The sequence below is a fragment of the Streptomyces sp. MGP-P1 genome (genome assembly GCF_057766565.1).
In genome coordinates, this window is sequence record NZ_JBYMEM010000007.1 from 2,727,316 (window position 1) to 2,744,889 (window position 17,574).

Sequence of the window (17,574 nt, forward strand, 5' to 3'; positions counted from 1 at the left end):
AGAGCTGATCCCGGGTCGCCCCGGCCGATCAGGAGATACAGCCGGCCTTCGGTGCGGCGCTGATACACCCGTTCTTGGGTGCCGCGCTGATGCAGCCGTTCTTCGCGGCCTGCTGGGCCGAGTTGGCGGCGAGCCAATTCTGCCAGACGTGGTCCTGGGCCATCTTCTGGATCAGGTGTTCCATGAGGTCCTCCGGTGATAGTGCGGAAGGTACTCCCTGAGACGGGCCGACGGTGAATGGATTTCTCCTCGGCCTGCCCGCTGAATGTAAAAGCGCGGTTGCGCAACTGTCAATGAATGGCAATGTCGAACCATGGGGAAGCAGCCCCATTCAGGACCGGTTTGGCGTGATTCCGCTCTGCGGGGTGTCGCGTCGGCGCCGGCTCGGGTCGCGGCTCGCGCACCCGGCCGCATCATCCGCGGAGCCCCAGATGGAAGCGGGTCGCCCGGCTCGCCCGGGGGCGCCGACGCGGCGACGGACGTGTCGACGGCCACCGAAGATGAGAATGTTTTCCTCATGTCCGTCCCCGGGACCCCGCGAAGGCAGACTGGTCCGATGCTGTGGCGTGGGGTGGGGTCGGTATTGGCAGGATGTGGGGCAGGAACAGTAGTGTTACTGGTCGTATGGATATGGCCCGGGCAGAAGGTGCCGCCCTCCATGGGGCCCGTGGTCGTCGTGCCCTTCCTGCACGTCCCCACGCCTCCGGCCGCCGCACCGACCGTCCCCGGCCGCACCGCCGTGTCCCCGACACCGTCCCCCGCCACGCCCGCGCCGTCCGGCTCCTGTTCGGGCGGCCGGGCCGTGTCGCCCCAGCCGCCGCCCGAGTCCGACGACAGGAGCACCGACTCCCCTGGGCTCCCCGGAGGCCGCGGGGCCGAGGGAGCGTCACGGACCACCGGTGACGACGAGAAGGCCTCACGTGTCCCCAGGGGCGACGCGGAGGACGCAGAGGACGCAGAGGACGAGCTCGACGACGAGAACGAGGAAGCATCACACGGCAATCGGGGGGATGCGGACGACGAGTGGGACGACTGATGCTCAGGCGCCCGACCAGCGCCCGGTCCCGGATCGTCGGCTGGATGCTCCTGCTTCTCAGCGCTGCCCTGGCCGTGCCCACCTTCGGGATCACGATCGTCTGGCAGGCGGAACTGGACCGGCAGGTCGACGCGCAACTCCTGGCCGACGCCGACAAGCTACGCGCGTTCTCCCGATCCTCACGCGACGCGTACCCCGGTGAGCGCTTCACTACGGCCGCCTCGCTGCTGACGGCGTTCATGGCGGTCCACCGGCCCGAGCGCAACGGCGCCTTCTTCAGCGTCGTGAACGGACGGGCGGACCGCCGCAACCCGGGCCAGGTCCCGGCTCGTCTGGACCAGCAACCGGAGGTCGTGGCCCTGATGGCGCGGACGGCCGACACCCGTATCCGGTCGCTGGACACCTCGGCCGGAAAGGTCCGTTACGGTGTCGTCCCGGTACAGATGGCGGGCGACCACACCGACACCCGGCTCGTACTGGTCTTCTTCCGGGACCTGGAACTGCGGCAGGAACGCCATATGGCGCGGCTGCTGCTGGCATCGGGATCCTTCGCCCTGGTGGTCGCGGGACTGGCCAGCTGGCTGGTCGCGGGCCGGGTGCTGGCTCCGATCCGACTGGTCAGGCAGACCGCCGAGCGGATCAGCGAGACGGACCTGACCCAGCGGCTGCCGGTGCGGGGCAAGGACGACGTGGCGGAACTGGCCGAGACGTTCAACCACATGCTCGACCGCCTGTCGGGCGCCTTCACCGCGCAACGCCAGTTCCTGGACGAGGTGGCGCACGAACTGCGGACCCCCATCACGGTCCTGCGCGGACATCTGGAGCTGATGGATGAGGACCCCGACAGCCAACGCGGCCAGACCCGCGCCCTGCTCTTCGACGAACTCGACCGGATGCGGCGGATCGTGGAGGACCTGCTGCTCCTGGCCCGGGCCGAGCGCCCCGACTTCCTCAGCCTCGGCCAGACCAGTCTGACCGACCTGGTGGTCGACACGGCCGCCAAGGCCCAGGCGCTGGGGCGCAGGCGGTGGACGGTGGCCGAGGTCGCCGACGTCAGCGTGCACCTGGACGAGCAGCGGGTCACCCAGGCCCTGATGCAGCTCGCGGCCAACGCGGTCAGTCACACCGGGGAAGGGGACGCCATCGAGATCGGGTCACGCCTGTGGCGCGGCAGAGTACTGCTGTGGATCGCGGACACCGGCCCCGGCGTGGCCCCGGAGGACCGCGAACGGATCTTCCAGTGCTTCTATCAGGGGGGCAACGCGGTTCCCGGCAGGGCCGCTCCCGGCATCGGACTGGGCCTCGCGCTGGTCCGCGAGATCGCCCAGGCACACGACGGCGTCGCCCACGTCGAGGAGGCATCCGGGGGCGGCGCGAGATTCGTCATCGACCTTCCCGCACTGCAGCCCACGACGGAAGGAACCCATGGTGAGCAGAATCTTGATAGCCGAGGACGAGGAAAGAATCGCTGCCTTCGTCGAAAAAGGCCTGCGCCGTAGCGGGTACGTCACCCGGGTCGTCGCCGACGGAGGCTCCGCCTACGAGCACGCCCGCGGCCGGGACTTCGACCTCCTGATCCTCGACCTCGGACTGCCCGGCGACGACGGGCTGACGGTGCTGCGCAAGCTGCGCAAGGCGCGCATCTCCCTGCCCGTCGTCATCCTCACCGCCCGCGACAGCGTGAGCGACATCGTGGCCGGACTGGAGAGCGGCGCCGACGACTACATGGTCAAACCCTTCGCCTTCGACGAGTTACTCGCCCGCGTACGACTGCGCCTGCGCCGCGAGGAGCCGGCGGAGAACTTTCTGCTGCGGGTGGGCGATCTGATCCTCGACCTCCGCACCCGCCGGGCCCAGGTGGGCGAGCGCGTCTCCGATCTGTCCGCCCGGGAGTTCGCCCTCGCCGAGATCCTGATGCGCAACCCCGACCGGGTGCTTTCCCGCGAGCAACTGCTCAGCCAGGTATGGGGGTTCGACTACGACCCCGGTTCGAACATCGTCGACGTCTACATCCGCTATCTGCGGCGCAAGATCGGCGCGGACCGGGTCCAGACCGTGCGGGGCGTCGGCTACCGGCTCCGGGCCTGAGAACCGGGGCGGGCGGCGTTCGCCCGGCGGCGGACGTCCGCCGGACCCCATGAGAACAGTCTCACCGCTGTCTCACCGCCACCTCATCGCCCGCCCCGAGAATCCTCGTTACGGGTCATCGGTGACGCGAGGCCCGTGAGCGGCGCAGACGGTCGCCGCGGCCCCGCCCGGAAACAGGGCGCCGCCGCCACACCGGACCAGCAGACACGGAGGCGAACCCCCCGCCTGCCCTGCGACGCGAGCACCCGCACCTGATCCCCCGTGGTACCCGGGCCACCCGTGTGCCACGAAGGCCCGGTTGTGGGCGGGGTGAGATCCCGCCCCGCGTGAAGAGCCACACGCCACTTCCGTATGGAGGACACTCCTGTGCGACAACTCATCGAACACGCCCGCACCTTTTCCGCCCGCTGTGGCGGAGCAGGCCGTGAACTCAAGGAGTTCGAGGCCGGCCAGCGGCCCTCCACGATGTTCATCACCTGCTCCGACTCCCGGGTGGTCCCCACCCTGCTGACCGACTCCGGCCCCGGCGAGCTCTTCGAGATGCGCACGGCCGGAAACATCGTCCCGCCCTACGATCCGGACGCGCCCACCAGCGAGATGGCGACGATCGAGTACGCCGTCTGCGTGCTGGAGGTGTCCGACATCATCCTCTGCGGGCACTCTCACTGCGGCGCCGTCGGAGCCCTGGCCAGGGGCGACGACCTGCGGACCCTGCCGGCGGTACGCGGCTGGCTCGGCAAATGCGCCCCGACGGCCGGTCCTCGGGTCCCCGACGAGTTCGGCCCCGACTGCGAACAGCCGGTACAGCGCCACGCGGTGGCGCAACTGGACGCGTTGCGCGACTACCCGTGCGTGAGCCGCGCCGTGCGCGAAGGCCGGCTCGGGCTGCACGCCTGGTACTACGAGGTCCACACCGGCGCCGTGCAGGCCCACCGGCCCTCCACCGGAACCTTCTCCTCCCTGTGACAGCGACCCACCGGTGAACACGCGGGCCGCTCCCGCCGCCACCTGCTGTCTCCCCCCACTCCTCTAGGAGCTGAAGCTCTCATGTCGTCTCCACAACTCCGGTTACGCCCGGACGTCCTGTCCCGCGACGTCCTCGCCTCGATCGTGGTGTTCCTCGTCGCCGTGCCCCTGTGCGTCGGCATCGCGGTCGCCTCCGGTGTCCCCGCCGAACTGGGCCTGGTCACCGGCATCGTCGGCGGGCTGATCGCCGGCGCGATGCCGGGCAGCTCGCTCCAGGTCAGCGGCCCGGCCGCCGGGCTCACCGTCCTGGTGTACGAGGCGGTCACCACCCACGGCGTCGCGGCGCTCGGCGTCCTCGTCCTGTCCACGGGGCTCCTCCAGGTCGGGCTCGGCCTCGTCGGTTTCGGCCGGTGGTTCCGCGCCATATCGACCGCCGTCGTCCACGGCATGCTCGCGGGCATCGGCCTCGTCCTGATCGGCAGCCAGCTCTACGCCATGGCCGGGGCCAACGCCCCGGGGAACGGTCTCGACAACCTGGCCGGGCTGCCGGAACTGTTCACGCGGATCACGGGAGCCGCGGCGATCTCCTCCACCGCGATCGGCGTCGGCACCATCGTCGTACTGATCCTCTGGAAGCGGCTTCCCGGACGCCTGCCCCAGGTGCTCCCCGGCCCGCTGGTGGCCGTGGGGCTGGCCACCGCCGCGGTGGCCGTGTTCAACCTGCCCGTCGCTCCCATCAAGGTGCAGGGGCTGATCGACTCACTCCGGCTGACGAGCCTGGACGACTTCGGCCTCCTGGCCGACGTCAGTCTCCTCGGCGTCATCCTCGCCTTCACGCTCATCGCCTCGGCCGAATCCCTCTTCAGCGCCGCCGCCGTGGACCGGATGCACGACGGGCCGCGCACCCAGTACAACAAGGAACTCGTCGCCCAGGGGACGGGCAACACCATCTGCGGCCTCGTCGGCGCGCTGCCCATGACCGCCGTCATCGTGCGCAGTGCAGCCAACGTGCAGGCAGGTGCGCTTACCAAAGCCTCGCGGATCATGCACGGAGCGTGGCTGCTGCTGTTCGCGGCCCTGTTCCCCGCCGTACTCGGTCTGATCCCCGTGGCCGCCCTCGCCGGGATCCTCGTCCACGCCGGCGCGAAGCTCATCCCCGTCGCGACCTTCCGCCCGCTCTGGCGTGAACACCGGGGCGAGGCCGTGGTCCTGGTGGTGACCGCCCTGGCGATCGTCCTCACGGACATGTTCATGGGCGTGCTGCTCGGCATCGGGCTGGCCGTGATCAAGACGGCCTGGGAGACCTCCGCGGTCCGCCTCGACATCGACGAGCAGGACGACCGCACCACGGTCTCCCTCAGCGGCAGTGCCACCTTCCTGCGCCTGCCGCTGATCCTCGACACCCTGGAGGCCCTGCCGAAGGACCGGCCGGTGAAGCTCGACCTCTCCCGGCTCCGCCACCTGGACCACGCCTGCCGCACCGCCCTGGAGGCGTGGACCGCGCACAGCGGCGCCGTCCAGGGCTCCGACCCGGCGCCGGACGACACGCCGCGCGAGGCCGCTCTCGCCGGCGCCGCTCCGGACGGTGAAGGCCCTCCGCGCAACGAGAGGCCCTAACTCCGTACGCCGGAACCCAGACGCGTGTCCGGCGGACCTTGACCGGGTCCGCCGGACACGCTCTCGTCCGCCACGGTCCATGCGCCCGGAGGCTTTCCCCCACAGGCCGTTAGGTTGTGGGGGGAAAGCCTGCGGGCAGCCGGATTCGTGATGGGGGCGAGCATAACCATGCAAAAGGGAAGCAACGTCGCGGTGCCGGCCGGCACGGTGCGCGTCGAACTGGGCCGGCACGCCGCGGCGGGCACCCCGGACGTCGACGCCTCCGCTCTCCTGCTGGTGGCGGGCAAGGTCCGCGGCGACGCGGACTTCGTCTTCTACAACCAGCCGGCCCACGCGTCCGGCGCGGTCCGGCACGAGGGCAAGCGGACCGCTCCCGACCACGTCACCGACACCCTCGTCGTCGACTTCGGCAAGGTCGAACCCGCGATCGACCGCATCGTCGTCGCCGCGTCGGCGGACGGCGGGACCTTCGGCCGGGTGAGCGGACTGTACGTGCGGGTCACCGACGCGGCGAGCGGCGCGGAGCTGGCCCGCTTCGACAGTACGGACGCCACGGTCGAGACCGCCTTCATCCTCGGCGAGCTGTACCTGCGGCAGGGCGCCTGGAAGTTCCGCGCGGTCGGACAGGGCTACAGCACCGGCCTCGAAGGCCTGGCGACGGACTTCGGCATCTCCGTGGACGAACCGCGGCAGGCCCCGCGCGCCCCGCAGCCCCCGGCGGCCCCTGTCACCCCGTCGCAACCGCGCCCCGCCACCCCGGCCCCGGCTCCCACCCCTGCCCCGGCTCCCACCCCGGGCCCGACTCCCGCCCCGGCCCCGGCTCCCGCTCCGACCCCGGCTCCCGCCTCGGTCGCCCCGCCCGCGGCCCCCGTCCCGCCGGCGCCCCCCGCGCCCGCCGCCCCCGGGGCCCCGCCCGCCGCGACGCCCGTACGGCTGACCAAGGTCACGCTGACGAAGAGCGCGCCGTCCGTCTCGCTCGCCAAACAGGGCGGCACCTCCGGCGCGCTGCGCGTCAACCTCAACTGGGAAGTGCGCAAACAGTTCAAGGGCTGGGGAGCGAAGCTCGGGCGGGCCGTCGCCATGCACGCCGATCTCGACCTCGACCTCTGCGCACTGTACGAACTCGCCGACGGCCGCAAGGGGGTCGTGCAGTCGCTCGGGAACGCGTTCGGCTCACTGAACAGGCCGCCCTTCATCCATCTCGACGGCGACGACCGCACCGGCGCCCTCTCCAGCGGCGAGAACATGACCATCAACCTCGACCACAAGGACCTGCTGCGGCGGGTACTGATCTTCGTCACCATCTACGAAGGCGCCCGGAGCTTCGCCGATCTCCACGCCACGGTCACCCTCCAGCCGCAGAACGGCGCGGCCATCGACTTCACCCTCGACGAGTGCACCGTGCCCTCCACCGTCTGCGCCCTGGCACTGATCACCAACAACGGCGGCGACCTCACCGTGCAGCGCGAGGCCCGCTATCTGGTCCCGGACCGGGGCGTGAGCCCGCAGCGCACCATCGACGCCGCCTACGGCTGGGGCATGAACTGGACGCCCGGCCGCAAGTGACCCGCCGCGCCCGCCCGGCGCGGCCGCACACCTTCCCGCGAGGTCACCGGTCGGGCGCGGCCTCCGGGCGCGCGTAGGTGCGGCCCTTCCAGGCCGCGCCCCGCCCCCGGTAGTGCTGTACCGCCGAGTCCACCGTCATCAGCAGGTACAGCACCGCCGTCAGCGGCAGCAGCGGCCCAAGCCACAGCGACTGACGGTAGTAGGCCAGCATCGGCAGATACGTCGCCGTCATCACCGCCCACGCCGCGCCGCCCGCCCAGGCCGCCGCCCCGTCACCCGTCAGCAGCCCCGCCGCCAGCGTCGCGGGCGGCGCCACGTAGACGAGCAGCAGCCCCGGGACCGTCCCCGCCAGCAGCAGCGGACTGTGCCGCAGTTGGGCGTACGCGCTGCGCGAGACCATCTGCCACAGATCCGCCAGCCGCGGATACGGCCGCACGCTGTCCACCCGGTCCGCGAGCCCCAGCCAGATCCGGCCGCCGCTGCGCCGCACCTCCCGCGCCAGCGACACGTCGTCGATCACCGCCTGCCGGATCGAGTCCGGGATCCGCGCCCGCTCGGCCGCCTCGGTGCGCAGCAGGACGCAGCCCCCCGCGGCCGCCGCCGTCCGTGACCGGGGCCGGTTCACCCGGCGGAACGGGTAGAGCTGCCCGAAGAAGTAGACGAACGCCGGCACCACCAGACGTTCCCAGACGCTCTCCACCCGCAGCCGCGCCATCTGCGACACCAGGTCGAAGCCTCCCTCGCCCCCGGAGCCGGCCGCGGCCACCAGATCGCGCAGACTGTCCGGCTCGTGCGCGATGTCCGCGTCGGTCAGCAGTAGGAAGTCCGGTTTGTCCCGTCGGGCCACCGCGATCCCGTGCCGCAGGGCCCAGAGCTTGCCCGTCCAGCCCCGCTCCGGCTCCCCGGGCGTCACCACGGTGAGCGGGAACCTGCCGTACCGGGCGGCCAGCTCCCGGGCCAGCTGCCCGGTGCCGTCGCTGCTGCAGTCGTCGACGAGGATGATCCGGACGTCCCCGGGGTAGTCCTGGACCAGCAGCGACGGCAGGCTCACCGGCAGCACTTCCGCCTCGTCGCGGGCCGGCACCACCACCGCCACCGAGGGCCAGCGCGCCGGGTCGGTGCGCCGGGGGAGCCGCTGGTCCGTCCGCCAGTAGAAGCCCTGCCCGAGCAGCAGCCACACCCACGCGATCAGTGAACCCACGGCGATCCAGGCAACGGCGCTCATCCGCCGAAGTCTGCCCCACCGAGCCCGGTCCGCAAGGGCTGTCGGCTAGGGTGACCGGGTGAAGATCGCGCTCATGGACTCCGGAATCGGCCTGCTGGCGGCAGCGGCCGCAGTGCGCCGCCTGCGGCCCGACGCCGAACTCGTCCTCTCCTCGGACCCCGGCTCCATGCCCTGGGGCCCCCGCACCCCCGAGGACATCACCGCGCTCGCCCTGGCCGTCGCCCGCGCCGCCGCGGCCCACCGGCCGGACGCGCTGATCGTCGCCTGCAACACCGCCTCCGTCCACGCCCTGCCGGCGCTCCGCGCCGAACTGGAGCCCGCGCTGCCGGTCATCGGCACGGTCCCCGCGATCAAGCCGGCCGCGGCGGGCGGCGGCTCCGTCGCCATCTGGGCCACCCCGGCCACCACCGGCAGCCCCTATCAGCGTGGGCTGATCGGTGACTTCGGCGGGGCCGCGGACGTCACCGAGGTCCCGTGCCCCGGGCTCGCCGACGCCTTGGAGCACGGCGACGAGACCGCGATCGACCGGGCCGTAGCGGCCGCCGCCGCCCTCACCCCGCCCGACGTCCGGGCCGTCGTCCTCGGCTGCACCCACTACGAGCTGGTCGCGGCCCGGATCCGTGACGCCGTGCAGCGGCCCGGCCGCCCCCCGCTCGCCCTGCACGGGTCCGCCGGAGCGGTCGCCGCCCAGGCGCTGCGCCGGATCGGAGCGGACCCCGCCCCGACGGCCGAGCCCTCCGCCAAGCTCACCGTGCTCCAGGCCGGCCGCCCCGCCGTCCTCCCGCGGGCCGCCCTGACCTACGCCGAGGGCCGGATGCTGGCCGCCGCGGTGCCCGCCCGCTGACCGAGCCTCCGGCGGATCGGGGCCGGGTAGCCCGATCGGCCCCCGCGGCCCCGGCCGAGAGCCCGGAACGCGGCTACGCTGCTGCATATGACGGACCTCCCCGAGAGTGCGACGCACGGGTCGAGCCAGGCGCCGCCCACGGAGTGGAACGGCCGAGCCACCAACCGCATCCAGTGGCTGCTGGCCCTCGCGGGCGCGGGCTGTGTGGCCCTCGGTATCGAGCTGGCCGTCGACGGCGCCTGGACCTCGGGCATCGCCCCGCTGCTGATGTCGGTGATCGGCTGCCTCGCCGCCGGGCTGCTGATCCTCTTCGGAACGCTCGCCTTCGTCCATGTGGCCGTCAAGGTCGACGGGGACAGCCTGGAGGTGCGCTGCGGCCACGCCGGCCTGCCGCGCCGCCGGATCCTGCTCAGCCATGTGACGGGCGCGGAATTCATCCCTCGGATCAACCCGCGCCAGTGGGGCGGCTGGGGCTACCGCTGGCGGCCCGAGCAGGGCACGGCCGTCGTGGTCCGCAAGGGCGAGGGCATAGCCCTGCGCCTCGGCGACGGCCGCACCTTCACCGTCACGGTCGACGACGCGGAGGCGGCCGTACGGTTCATCCGGCAACGCCTGCATCTGCCGGCCTCCGGGAAACGACCGGGCGACTGACCGGGCCGCGTCGGCCACCGTCCCGGCTACCGGCCGGACCGCGCCGGTCCCTGTCCCGCGACCGGCCGGACCGCGTCGGCCACCGTCCCGGAGACCGGCCGGACCGCCCACCGACGGCCCGGAGGCACCCCGAGCCGCCGGCGTCCCGGCCCCATGCGGGTCAACGCCGCCGCTCCCAGCCGCCCACCGTAGACTCCGCCGGGTGAGCGCCACCATGACTCCCGTCGACGACCCGCCGCCCGCCACGGCCTCCCCGGCCGCCGGACTGCTGCCGCGGCTCCTCCGCCCGGCCGCCGCCGTGCTCTCCGGACTGCTGCTCTACGCGAGCTTCCCGCCCCGACCCCTGTGGTGGCTCGTGCTGCCCGGATTCGCCCTGCTGGGATGGGTGCTGCACGGGCGTCGGCTCCGGTCCGCCTTCGGTCTCGGTCTCCTCTCGGGCCTCGGTTTCATGCTTCCGCTGCTGCACTGGACCGGCGAGGACGTCGGCCCCGTGCCGTGGCTGGCCCTGGCCGTCGCGGAGGCACTGATCATCGCGGTGGGGTGCGTCGGTATCGCCGCGGTGACCCGGCTCGCGTACTGGCCCGTGTGGGCGGCCGCGGTCTGGACGCTGGACGAGGCGGTCCGCGCCCGGATCCCGTTCGGCGGCTTCCCCTGGGGCAAGATCGCCTTCGGCCAGTCCGAGAGCGCCTTCCTGCCGTTGGCCGCGCTCGGCGGCACCCCGCTGCTCTCCTGCGCCGTCGTCCTGTGCGGCTTCGGGCTCCACGAGGCCGTGCGCCAGCTCGTCGCGTACCGCAGGACCGGAAAGGTCCCGCGCGCGGCCGTCGTCGGCGCCGCCGTGAGCGTCCTCGTGCCGGTCGCCGGGGCCCTCGCCGCGCTGCCCCTGGTCGACGACTCCGCGGAGAACGGCACGGCCACCGTGGCCGCGATCCAGGGCAACGTGCCGCGCCTGGGACTCGACTTCAACGCCCAGCGCCGCGCCGTCCTCGACAACCACGCCCGGCGTACCGCGCAACTGGCCGAGGACGTGAAGGCGGGCAAGGAGAAACAGCCCGACTTCGTGCTGTGGCCGGAGAACTCCTCCGACCTCGATCCCTACCTCAACGCGGACGCCCGCCAGGTCATCGACGACGCCGTCAAGGCGATCGGCGCCCCCACGGTCGTCGGCTCGGTGGTCGAGAAGGGCTCCGACAGCCTCCGCAACACCCTGATCGAGTGGGACCCGGAACAGGGCCCCGTCGACACGTACGACAAGCGGCACATCCAGCCGTTCGGCGAGTACATGCCGATGCGCACCGTCGCCCGCTTCTTCAGCGAGGACGTCGACCGGGTGCAGCGCGAGTTCGTCCCCGGCACCGAGGTCGGCGTCTTCGACCTCGCGGGGACGAAGGTAGGGCTCGTGACCTGTTACGAGGCCGCCTTCGACGACGCGGTGCGCGACACCGTCACCCACGGCGGCCAGATGATCGCCGTGCCGAGCAACAACGCGACGTTCGGCCGCAGCGAGATGACCTACCAGCAGCTGGCCATGTCCCAGGTGCGGGCCGTCGAGCACGGTCGGGCCGTCGTCGTCCCCGTCACCAGCGGGGTCAGCGCGGTGATCCGCCCGGACGGCACGATCGTCGAGAAGAGCGGCATGTTCACCCCCGCCGCCCTCGTCGACGAGGTCCCGCTGCGCTCCTCGCTCACCCCCGCCACCCGGATGGGCCCCCTGCCCGAGGGCGTCATCGCGCTGCTGGCCCTGGCGGGCCTGGGCTGGGTGAGCGTCTCGGCGTTCCGGGCCCGCCGGAGCGAGGGGACCGGGCGATAGCACCTGACACGGCCACGTAGGCTCGGATCCATGGCTACTCCCGACTTCATCCGTGACCTCCGCGCCACCGCCGGGCACCAACTGCTCCTGCTGCCCGGGGTGACGGCCATCGTCCTCGACGACGAGGGCCGCGTGCTGCTCGGGCGGCGCGCCGACACCGGTAAGTGGTCGGTCATCGGCGGGATCTCCGAACCGGGGGAGGAGCCGGCGGCGACGGCGGAGCGCGAGGTGCTGGAGGAGACCGGTGTGCACTGCGTGGCCGAGCGGGTGGTGCTCACGCAGGCGCTGGATCCCGTGCAGTACGCGAACGGCGACATCTGCCAGTACCTCGACGTCACCTTCCGCTGCCGGGCGACCGGCGGCGAGGCGCGGGTCAACGACGACGAGTCGCTGGAGGTGGGCTGGTTCCCGCTGGACGGGCTCCCGCCCCTCGGCGAGTTCGCCCTGTTCCGGATCAAGCAGGCCCTCACCGACGGCCCTGCCTGGTTCCAGCCCACCCCGCGCACTCCGTAACCCTCTTGGCCCTGTCGTCGAACTCCCGTCGTCGCCCTCCGGGCGACGGGAGTTCGACGACAGGGCCTAGTCCACCGTGAAGGACGCCGTCGTCCCGGTGAACGGCGTGATCTTCCCGAGCAGGCTCCTGGCGTCCCCGTGGTGCACGATCCGGTACGTGCCGGGTGCCGTGTCCGCCGCGATGCCCCAGGTGATCGTGGCCTTCGAGGTGCCGGTCAGACCGTTCAGCCGCGTCCAGCGGTAGGTGGTCTCCCAGTCGCCGTCGTCCAGCACCCGCTGCCAGGCGCCGTTCTCCAGCCGCTGCACCTCGAGGAAGGTGGAGCCCCGGCGGACGTTGTTCTTCGGGTGCCCGGTGGCGAACTCGACGGTCGCGGTGGAGCCGCGCGCGTACGCGTTCTCCGGGGCCTTCAGGACGCCGCCGAACGCCTTGCCGACGGGCGGGTTGTCGTACACGACCCCCGTCTGGAAGGTGAACTGCCGGCCCGACTCGTCGGGAGGCGTCGCGCCCCGCTCCAAGGGGGTGCCCTCGCGCAGGGAGTCCGCGATCCGGGCGTACTCCTGCTGGTAGGCGGGCAGGGTGTAGCGGCCGTACAGCGTGGAGCCGCCCTCGTAGTTCTGGGTGTCGTACTCCTCCGGCGTCGTCACGTACTGGCTGTAGGCGTTGGCGTACCCCTGGAGCAGGACGCGGTCCAGCGGGACGCCCAGCCGCTCGGCCACCGTACGGCGTACGCGCAGGCCCGAGGTGATCGTGAACTCGCCCGGGGCGGCCACCAGGTGCAGCTCGCCGAGCTTCATGATCTGGAGCGGGAGGCGCTTCGGGGTGACCGGGTGGACGTTGCTCAGCAGCCCCGTGGGGATCAGGCTCGCCTTGGGGTACTGGCAGGTCGCGAGCCAGGACGGGGTGTCGATGCGCAACGCGTCGAGGATGCCCGCGACCGGGCTGCGCGTGCCCTCCTCGAAGCCGGGGATCGCGGGACCGTCCTCGACGCTGCCCGCGAGCGTGGACGCGCCCACGACGGCGGGGCAGGTGCGGTGCTCCTTGCCGTCCGGGGTGTACTCCGGGCGTACGGTCACGCTCTCCATGTCGACGTAGGCGAGTCGGGAGTCGACCCCTCCGGAGACGGGCCGTGTGTCGTCGTAGATCTCACGGGCCTTGTCGAGCTGGCGCTCGCCGATGACGCGCGTGTTCTCGAACTCGTCCTCGGTGGGCCCGGATCCCGGCTTCAGGTGGAGGTTCGGCGACATGTCGCCGGCGTTGGTGTTGGGGAAGGCCGCGACGAACCCGGGGGCGTCGTCGAGGTAGCGCACGCCCTCGTGGTCGTGCTCCCAGGCGTAGGCGGCATAGCCCTTGTTGTCGGGGCTGATGAGCGTGTTCCTGTTGGTGATCGAGGTGTTGTGGGTGGCGAACCAGCTGATCGCGCCCGCGTCCCTGTCGCCCTGTTTGAAGCGCAGCACGGTCATCGCCGGGTCGATCGCGTCGGGGAAGGCCGCCCGGTCGGCCGCCGGGTTGCGGTCGAAGGCCTCGCGGGAACGGTTGACGCTGGCGTTGGCGAGGGTGCCCGTGCCCAGGCTCATCGTGCCGGGCTTCAGGTCCTCGTGGGCCTTGGCGACGGAGTCCGCCATGCCGTCGACGATCGCCCGGTAGGTCTCCTTCTGGAAGCCGAGGACGGAGAGGTTGTAGGCGACGTGGTGGGAGTAGCCGCCGGGCCCCGAGTGCGTGTGGGTGGCCGACAGGAGGACGTTCTCCTCGTCGTACAGATCCCCGTAACGCTCCTTCAGACGGGCGATGACCCCCTGCTGGACGGACTGGAAGATCATCGCGAGGTCGGCGTTGACGTACACCACGCGCTTGCCGCTCGACCGGTCGACGACGACGAAGGCCCGGGACCGCTGCCGCTGGTGGATGCCCGACGTCTTCTGGTCGAAGCTGGAGTAGCCCATCATCCCGGTCTCGGCGGCCTCGCCCGTGACGTCGGAGATGCCTCGCCCGACGAGGTAGTCCCCTCCGTCTGCGGTGCTCGACGCCGAAGCGGGGGAGGGGGCGCCGAGGGTGACCGTGCCGAGGGCGGCGGCGAGTGCCACGACGGGGAGCCTGCGCCGGGAGCGGCGGGCGGTGGGGGGCGGCATGGAACCTCCTGGGGCGGGGCGGGATACGGGGGTGCCCGGGCCCGGTCGGCGGCTCGCTGGTGGGAGGGGCCGGGGCAGTGCCCCGACCGTAGAGGAGTGTGACCTGCGTCGCATAGATGCCTACCGGCCAGTAAAGCGCTGTGCCCGTGCCCTGCTCGTTGACCGGACCGGACCGGCACATCGTCGACCAGGCCCGCACCCGTGCACGGGCCGACCTGCGGCGGGCCGACGCCGGGGAGCCGGCCGGAGCGTGGAGCCGCTACGACGTCCTCGGCGGCACCGCCGGGTTCGGCCGTTGTCTGCCGGCCCGCCACCGGGCGGCGGACGGACGGCAGGAGCGCGGGTGCTCGACGGGTTCCGACCCCGAGGCCCCGTTCGGCTACCGCTACTCCCCTACGCCGGCGGCGCGCGAACTCGACCGCCCCGGCTTCGTGGAGGGCGCCGCGGGCATCGCTTTCGCCCTGCACGCGTACGCCACCGGGAACGCGCCGACCACGTCCTGGGACAGCGCCCTGCTGCTGAGCTGACCTCTCGGACCGTGCGGGAACAGGATGACGGCGGTGCGATAGTGGGGGCGCGTCGGCAAGGGGCCGACCGGAGGGGGCGCCGTGTACTACGAACTCGCCGATCGGCTGGTCATCGGGATCGCGTCCAGCGCGCTCTTCGACCTGACCGAGTCGGACGCCGTCTTCCGGGAACAGGGCGAGGAGAGCTACCGCGCCTACCAGGAACAGCACGTCGGCGACCAGCTCCGCCCGGGAAGCGCGTTCCCCTTCATCCGGCGCCTGCTCTCGCTGAACGACCTGGGCGAGGTGGACGACCCGTTGGTCGAGGTCATCGTCCTGTCCCGGAACGACCCCGACACCGGCCTGCGGGTCATGCGCTCCATAGAGAGCCACGGCCTGCCCATCAGCAGGGCCATCTTCATGCAGGGGCGCTCCCCCCACCGGTTCATGCCGGCCCTCAACATGTCCCTGTTCCTGTCGGCGAACGAGAAGGACGTCCGGGAGGCCGTCGCCGCCGGGCTGCCCGCCGGGCACGTCCTGGGAGCCCCCTACGAGGACGACGTCGACGACCACGACCTGCGGATCTCCTTCGACTTCGACGGGGTCCTGGCCACGGACGCGTCGGAGCAGGTGTTCCAGGAGGGCGGGATGGAGAAGTTCCGGGCCCACGAGGTCACCAACGCCGGGATTCCGCACGACGCCGGGCCGCTGAGGGACTTCCTGGCGAACGTGAACCGGATCCAGCAGCGGGAGGAGCAGGAGCGGCGGAAGAACCCCGACTACCGGCTCCGCCTGCACGTCTCCATCGTCACGGCGCGCAACGCACCGGCGCACGAGCGCGCGGTGCAGAGCCTCAAGGGGTGGGGCGTGACCGTCAACGACGCGTTCTTCCTCGGCGGCATCGACAAGGGCCGGATCATGAAGATCCTCAAGCCGCACATCTTCTTCGACGACCAGCAGGGCCACCTGGAGAGCACCTCGCGGTCCACCCCGAGCGTCCATGTGCCGTTCGGCAAGCTCAACGAGCCGGTGGCGCCCACCGGCGCGCTCAGCAGCCGAGCGTGACCTCCCGGCTCCACGCGTCGTAGCCTTCGCGCCGCCGTCCGGAGGCAGCGTGGACAGTTCCACGGAGTCGCGGCCCGGACAGGGTCACCTTCCTGATACGCAGAGTGACTGCCGGTGGGCGGTGGGAGTCGGCGGGGTGCGCCGTGCCGCGGCCGGTGAGCCGGGCTCGCGAACAAGGAGGCCCGCCCCGCTGCGTGCCGCCGGGCCGCGGGGTACGGTCACCCCCAGGGCCCCGGCCAGCGGGAATTCGGTCAACGGCCTTGTACGGACAGTGAGTAGAGGAGAGACATGAGCGTCGACAACGACGATTTCCGCCGCCGGATCCGGTCCGACATTCCCCACTCCGCGCGCGTCTGGAACGCGTGGCTGGGCGGTAAGGACCACTACCCGGTGGACCGGGAGCTGGCCGACGTGGTGAGCGCGGCCTACCCGCAGATGGTCGACATCGCCCGTGCCTCACGCGCCTTCCAGATCCGGGCGATCCACCACCTCGCCTCGGCGGGGGTGCGCCAGTTCCTGGACGTCGGGACCGGGCTTCCGGTGGCGAACAGCACGCACGAGGTGGCGCAGAGCATCGCGCCCGAGTCGCGGATCGTCTACGTGGACAACGACCCGATCGTCCTGGCCCACGCCGAGGCGCTCCTGACCAGTGCTCCGCAGGGCCGCACGGCCTACGTGGACGCCGATCTGTCCGACGCGGACGCGGTCGTGGACGAGGCGGCCAAGACGCTCGACCTGTCCGAACCCGTCGCCGTCCTCCTGCTCTCGACCCTGGGGCATCTCGTTCCGGCCGAGGGCATCGAGGTCGTCCAGCGGTACCTGGCCCGGATGTCGGCGGGAAGCTACCTGGTGCTCTGCGACACGGTGACGACGCCTCAGACGCTGGCCGCCCAGGAGGCGTACGCGTCGGGCGACAACCCGCCCTACCTCGTCCGGAAGCCCGAGGAGATCACCGACTGCGCCAAGGGCCTGGAGCTGGTCGAGCCGGGATTCGTCTCGATCGACCGCTGGCGGCCCGAGGAGGACGACGCGGTGCCGGTCGACCAGTGGGGGCTCGTCGCCCGCAAGCCGTAGCCGTACGGCGGACGGGGATCCGCGCGGCGGACCAGGCTGTGGGTCCGGGAGGGGGCGCCCGGACCCACCTGCGTCTCCCGGGCCCCGCAAGCGTCTCCCGGGCCCGTATGCGTCTCGTTCACTCGCTCCGCCGCTTCACGGCCGTGTCCTCGCGCAGTCGGCTGGTGTGGCGGGTGAGTGAACCCGGACGGTCCGCCAACTGCCGGTGATCCGGATCGAGGTGCGGTCCGAGTGCGGCCAGCGGGGCGACCAGCGCGGCGGCGTCGTCCGCACCGAGCGCCTGTCGGAGCAGGTCCAGTGAAGCGTCGGCCGACGCGGTGAGGCCGACCGGCGCGGTGATCCGGCCGGCTCGGCCTCCGCGGAGTGCCTCGTCGATGTTCTTCAGAGCGGCTGACGCCGCGAGGAGGGAGGCGGCGGGCGAGGAACTCACCCGCCGCGTTCTGCTCCAACTGCCGCCCGGGCATGACGTGCTCTTCGGTGGGCACAAGC

The 17,574-nt window shown here is 72.1% G+C and carries 17 protein-coding genes; 13 read left to right on the plus strand and 4 right to left on the minus strand.

Features of this window, described 5'->3' with window-relative positions; translation table 11 throughout:
• Window positions 1-28 precede the first annotated feature (28 nt).
• A complete protein-coding gene (locus tag AC3CH1_RS33890) occupies window positions 29-184 on the minus strand; it encodes a hypothetical protein (RefSeq protein WP_488466368.1) in 156 nt (51 codons plus the stop codon).
• 426 nt (window positions 185-610) lie between these two features.
• On the opposite strand from AC3CH1_RS33890, the gene AC3CH1_RS33895 reads away from it, so the two are divergent.
• From AC3CH1_RS33895 to AC3CH1_RS33920, 6 genes are all read left to right on the plus strand, one after another.
• Window positions 611-1,036 carry a hypothetical protein gene (locus tag AC3CH1_RS33895; protein ID WP_488466369.1) on the plus strand — a complete coding sequence of 142 codons (426 nt, stop codon included), beginning with the start codon at window positions 611-613 and terminating at the stop codon, window positions 1,034-1,036.
• Window positions 1,036-2,535, plus strand: a complete 1,500-nt coding sequence (locus AC3CH1_RS33900) for a sensor histidine kinase (RefSeq protein WP_488466370.1) — start codon at window positions 1,036-1,038, stop codon at window positions 2,533-2,535. Before AC3CH1_RS33895 ends, AC3CH1_RS33900 begins: the two co-directional genes overlap by 1 nt.
• The gene (locus tag AC3CH1_RS33905) at window positions 2,465-3,124 is read left to right on the plus strand and encodes a response regulator transcription factor (protein WP_488466371.1); all 660 of its coding nucleotides are present in this window, start codon (window positions 2,465-2,467) and stop codon (window positions 3,122-3,124) included. The genes AC3CH1_RS33900 and AC3CH1_RS33905 overlap by 71 nt, the downstream gene beginning before the upstream one ends.
• Window positions 3,125-3,490: 366 nt before the next feature.
• Window positions 3,491-4,090, plus strand: coding sequence for a carbonic anhydrase (locus AC3CH1_RS33910; protein ID WP_488466372.1), 600 nt, complete (start codon window positions 3,491-3,493; stop codon window positions 4,088-4,090).
• Between the two features lie 81 nt (window positions 4,091-4,171).
• On the plus strand, window positions 4,172-5,707 hold the full coding sequence (locus tag AC3CH1_RS33915) for a SulP family inorganic anion transporter (protein ID WP_488466373.1): 1,536 nt from the start codon (window positions 4,172-4,174) through the stop codon (window positions 5,705-5,707).
• Between the two features lie 168 nt (window positions 5,708-5,875).
• Complete coding sequence (locus tag AC3CH1_RS33920; protein WP_488466374.1) at window positions 5,876-7,273, plus strand: TerD family protein; 1,398 nt, start codon at window positions 5,876-5,878, stop codon at window positions 7,271-7,273.
• A 43-nt stretch (window positions 7,274-7,316) separates the two neighbouring features.
• On the opposite strand, the gene AC3CH1_RS33925 is transcribed toward AC3CH1_RS33920, so the two are convergent.
• Complete coding sequence (locus AC3CH1_RS33925) at window positions 7,317-8,498, minus strand: glycosyltransferase (protein ID WP_488466375.1); 1,182 nt, start codon at window positions 8,496-8,498, stop codon at window positions 7,317-7,319.
• Window positions 8,499-8,556: 58 nt separating this feature from the next.
• Between AC3CH1_RS33925 and AC3CH1_RS33930 the strand changes: the two genes are divergently transcribed.
• From AC3CH1_RS33930 to AC3CH1_RS33945, 4 genes are all read left to right on the plus strand, one after another.
• Window positions 8,557-9,342, plus strand: coding sequence for a glutamate racemase (locus AC3CH1_RS33930; protein WP_488466376.1), 786 nt, complete (start codon window positions 8,557-8,559; stop codon window positions 9,340-9,342).
• Between the two features lie 87 nt (window positions 9,343-9,429).
• The gene (locus tag AC3CH1_RS33935) at window positions 9,430-9,993 is read left to right on the plus strand and encodes a hypothetical protein (protein ID WP_488466377.1); all 564 of its coding nucleotides are present in this window, start codon (window positions 9,430-9,432) and stop codon (window positions 9,991-9,993) included.
• Between the two features lie 214 nt (window positions 9,994-10,207).
• Window positions 10,208-11,800: an apolipoprotein N-acyltransferase gene (gene lnt, locus AC3CH1_RS33940; protein WP_488466805.1), complete on the plus strand. Its 1,593-nt coding sequence runs from the start codon at window positions 10,208-10,210 to the stop codon at window positions 11,798-11,800.
• 30 nt (window positions 11,801-11,830) lie between these two features.
• Complete coding sequence (locus AC3CH1_RS33945; protein WP_488466378.1) at window positions 11,831-12,313, plus strand: NUDIX hydrolase; 483 nt, start codon at window positions 11,831-11,833, stop codon at window positions 12,311-12,313.
• 66 nt (window positions 12,314-12,379) lie between these two features.
• Here the strand turns inward: AC3CH1_RS33945 and AC3CH1_RS33950 are convergent, their stop codons facing one another.
• Window positions 12,380-14,440: a neutral/alkaline ceramidase gene (locus tag AC3CH1_RS33950; RefSeq protein ID WP_488466379.1), complete on the minus strand. Its 2,061-nt coding sequence runs from the start codon at window positions 14,438-14,440 to the stop codon at window positions 12,380-12,382.
• A gap of 146 nt (window positions 14,441-14,586) precedes the next feature.
• Between AC3CH1_RS33950 and AC3CH1_RS33955 the strand changes: the two genes are divergently transcribed.
• From AC3CH1_RS33955 to AC3CH1_RS33965, 3 genes are all read left to right on the plus strand, one after another.
• Window positions 14,587-14,967, plus strand: coding sequence for a hypothetical protein (locus tag AC3CH1_RS33955; RefSeq protein ID WP_488466380.1), 381 nt, complete (start codon window positions 14,587-14,589; stop codon window positions 14,965-14,967).
• Between the two features lie 81 nt (window positions 14,968-15,048).
• Window positions 15,049-16,011: a 5'-nucleotidase gene (locus AC3CH1_RS33960; protein ID WP_488466381.1), complete on the plus strand. Its 963-nt coding sequence runs from the start codon at window positions 15,049-15,051 to the stop codon at window positions 16,009-16,011.
• Window positions 16,012-16,299: 288 nt separating this feature from the next.
• Window positions 16,300-17,085 (plus strand): SAM-dependent methyltransferase, encoded by a 786-nt coding sequence (locus AC3CH1_RS33965; protein WP_488466382.1) that lies wholly within the window; start codon window positions 16,300-16,302, stop codon window positions 17,083-17,085.
• Window positions 17,086-17,203: 118 nt separating this feature from the next.
• Here AC3CH1_RS33965 and AC3CH1_RS33970 read toward each other — a convergent pair whose 3' ends face one another.
• Entirely contained in the window at window positions 17,204-17,515 is a 312-nt protein-coding gene (locus tag AC3CH1_RS33970) for a hypothetical protein (protein ID WP_488466383.1), read from the minus strand.
• Between the last annotated feature and the right edge of the window lie 59 nt (window positions 17,516-17,574).

Excerpts from the sequence above, each read along its gene's own strand:
- AC3CH1_RS33915 (WP_488466373.1), top strand. The coding sequence starts at position 4,172 with ATGTCGTCTCCACAACTCCGGTTACGCCCGGACGTCCTGTCCCGCGAC.
- AC3CH1_RS33965 (WP_488466382.1), top strand. The coding sequence starts at position 16,300 with ATGAGCGTCGACAACGACGATTTCCGCCGCCGGATCCGGTCCGACATT.
- AC3CH1_RS33950 (WP_488466379.1), bottom strand. The coding sequence starts at position 14,440 with ATGCCGCCCCCCACCGCCCGCCGCTCCCGGCGCAGGCTCCCCGTCGTG.
- AC3CH1_RS33935 (WP_488466377.1), top strand. The coding sequence starts at position 9,430 with ATGACGGACCTCCCCGAGAGTGCGACGCACGGGTCGAGCCAGGCGCCG.
- AC3CH1_RS33945 (WP_488466378.1), top strand. The coding sequence starts at position 11,831 with ATGGCTACTCCCGACTTCATCCGTGACCTCCGCGCCACCGCCGGGCAC.
- AC3CH1_RS33890 (WP_488466368.1), bottom strand. The coding sequence starts at position 184 with ATGGAACACCTGATCCAGAAGATGGCCCAGGACCACGTCTGGCAGAAT.
- lnt (WP_488466805.1), top strand. The coding sequence starts at position 10,208 with ATGACTCCCGTCGACGACCCGCCGCCCGCCACGGCCTCCCCGGCCGCC.
- AC3CH1_RS33900 (WP_488466370.1), top strand. The coding sequence starts at position 1,036 with ATGCTCAGGCGCCCGACCAGCGCCCGGTCCCGGATCGTCGGCTGGATG.
- AC3CH1_RS33920 (WP_488466374.1), top strand. The coding sequence starts at position 5,876 with ATGCAAAAGGGAAGCAACGTCGCGGTGCCGGCCGGCACGGTGCGCGTC.
- AC3CH1_RS33925 (WP_488466375.1), bottom strand. The coding sequence starts at position 8,498 with ATGAGCGCCGTTGCCTGGATCGCCGTGGGTTCACTGATCGCGTGGGTG.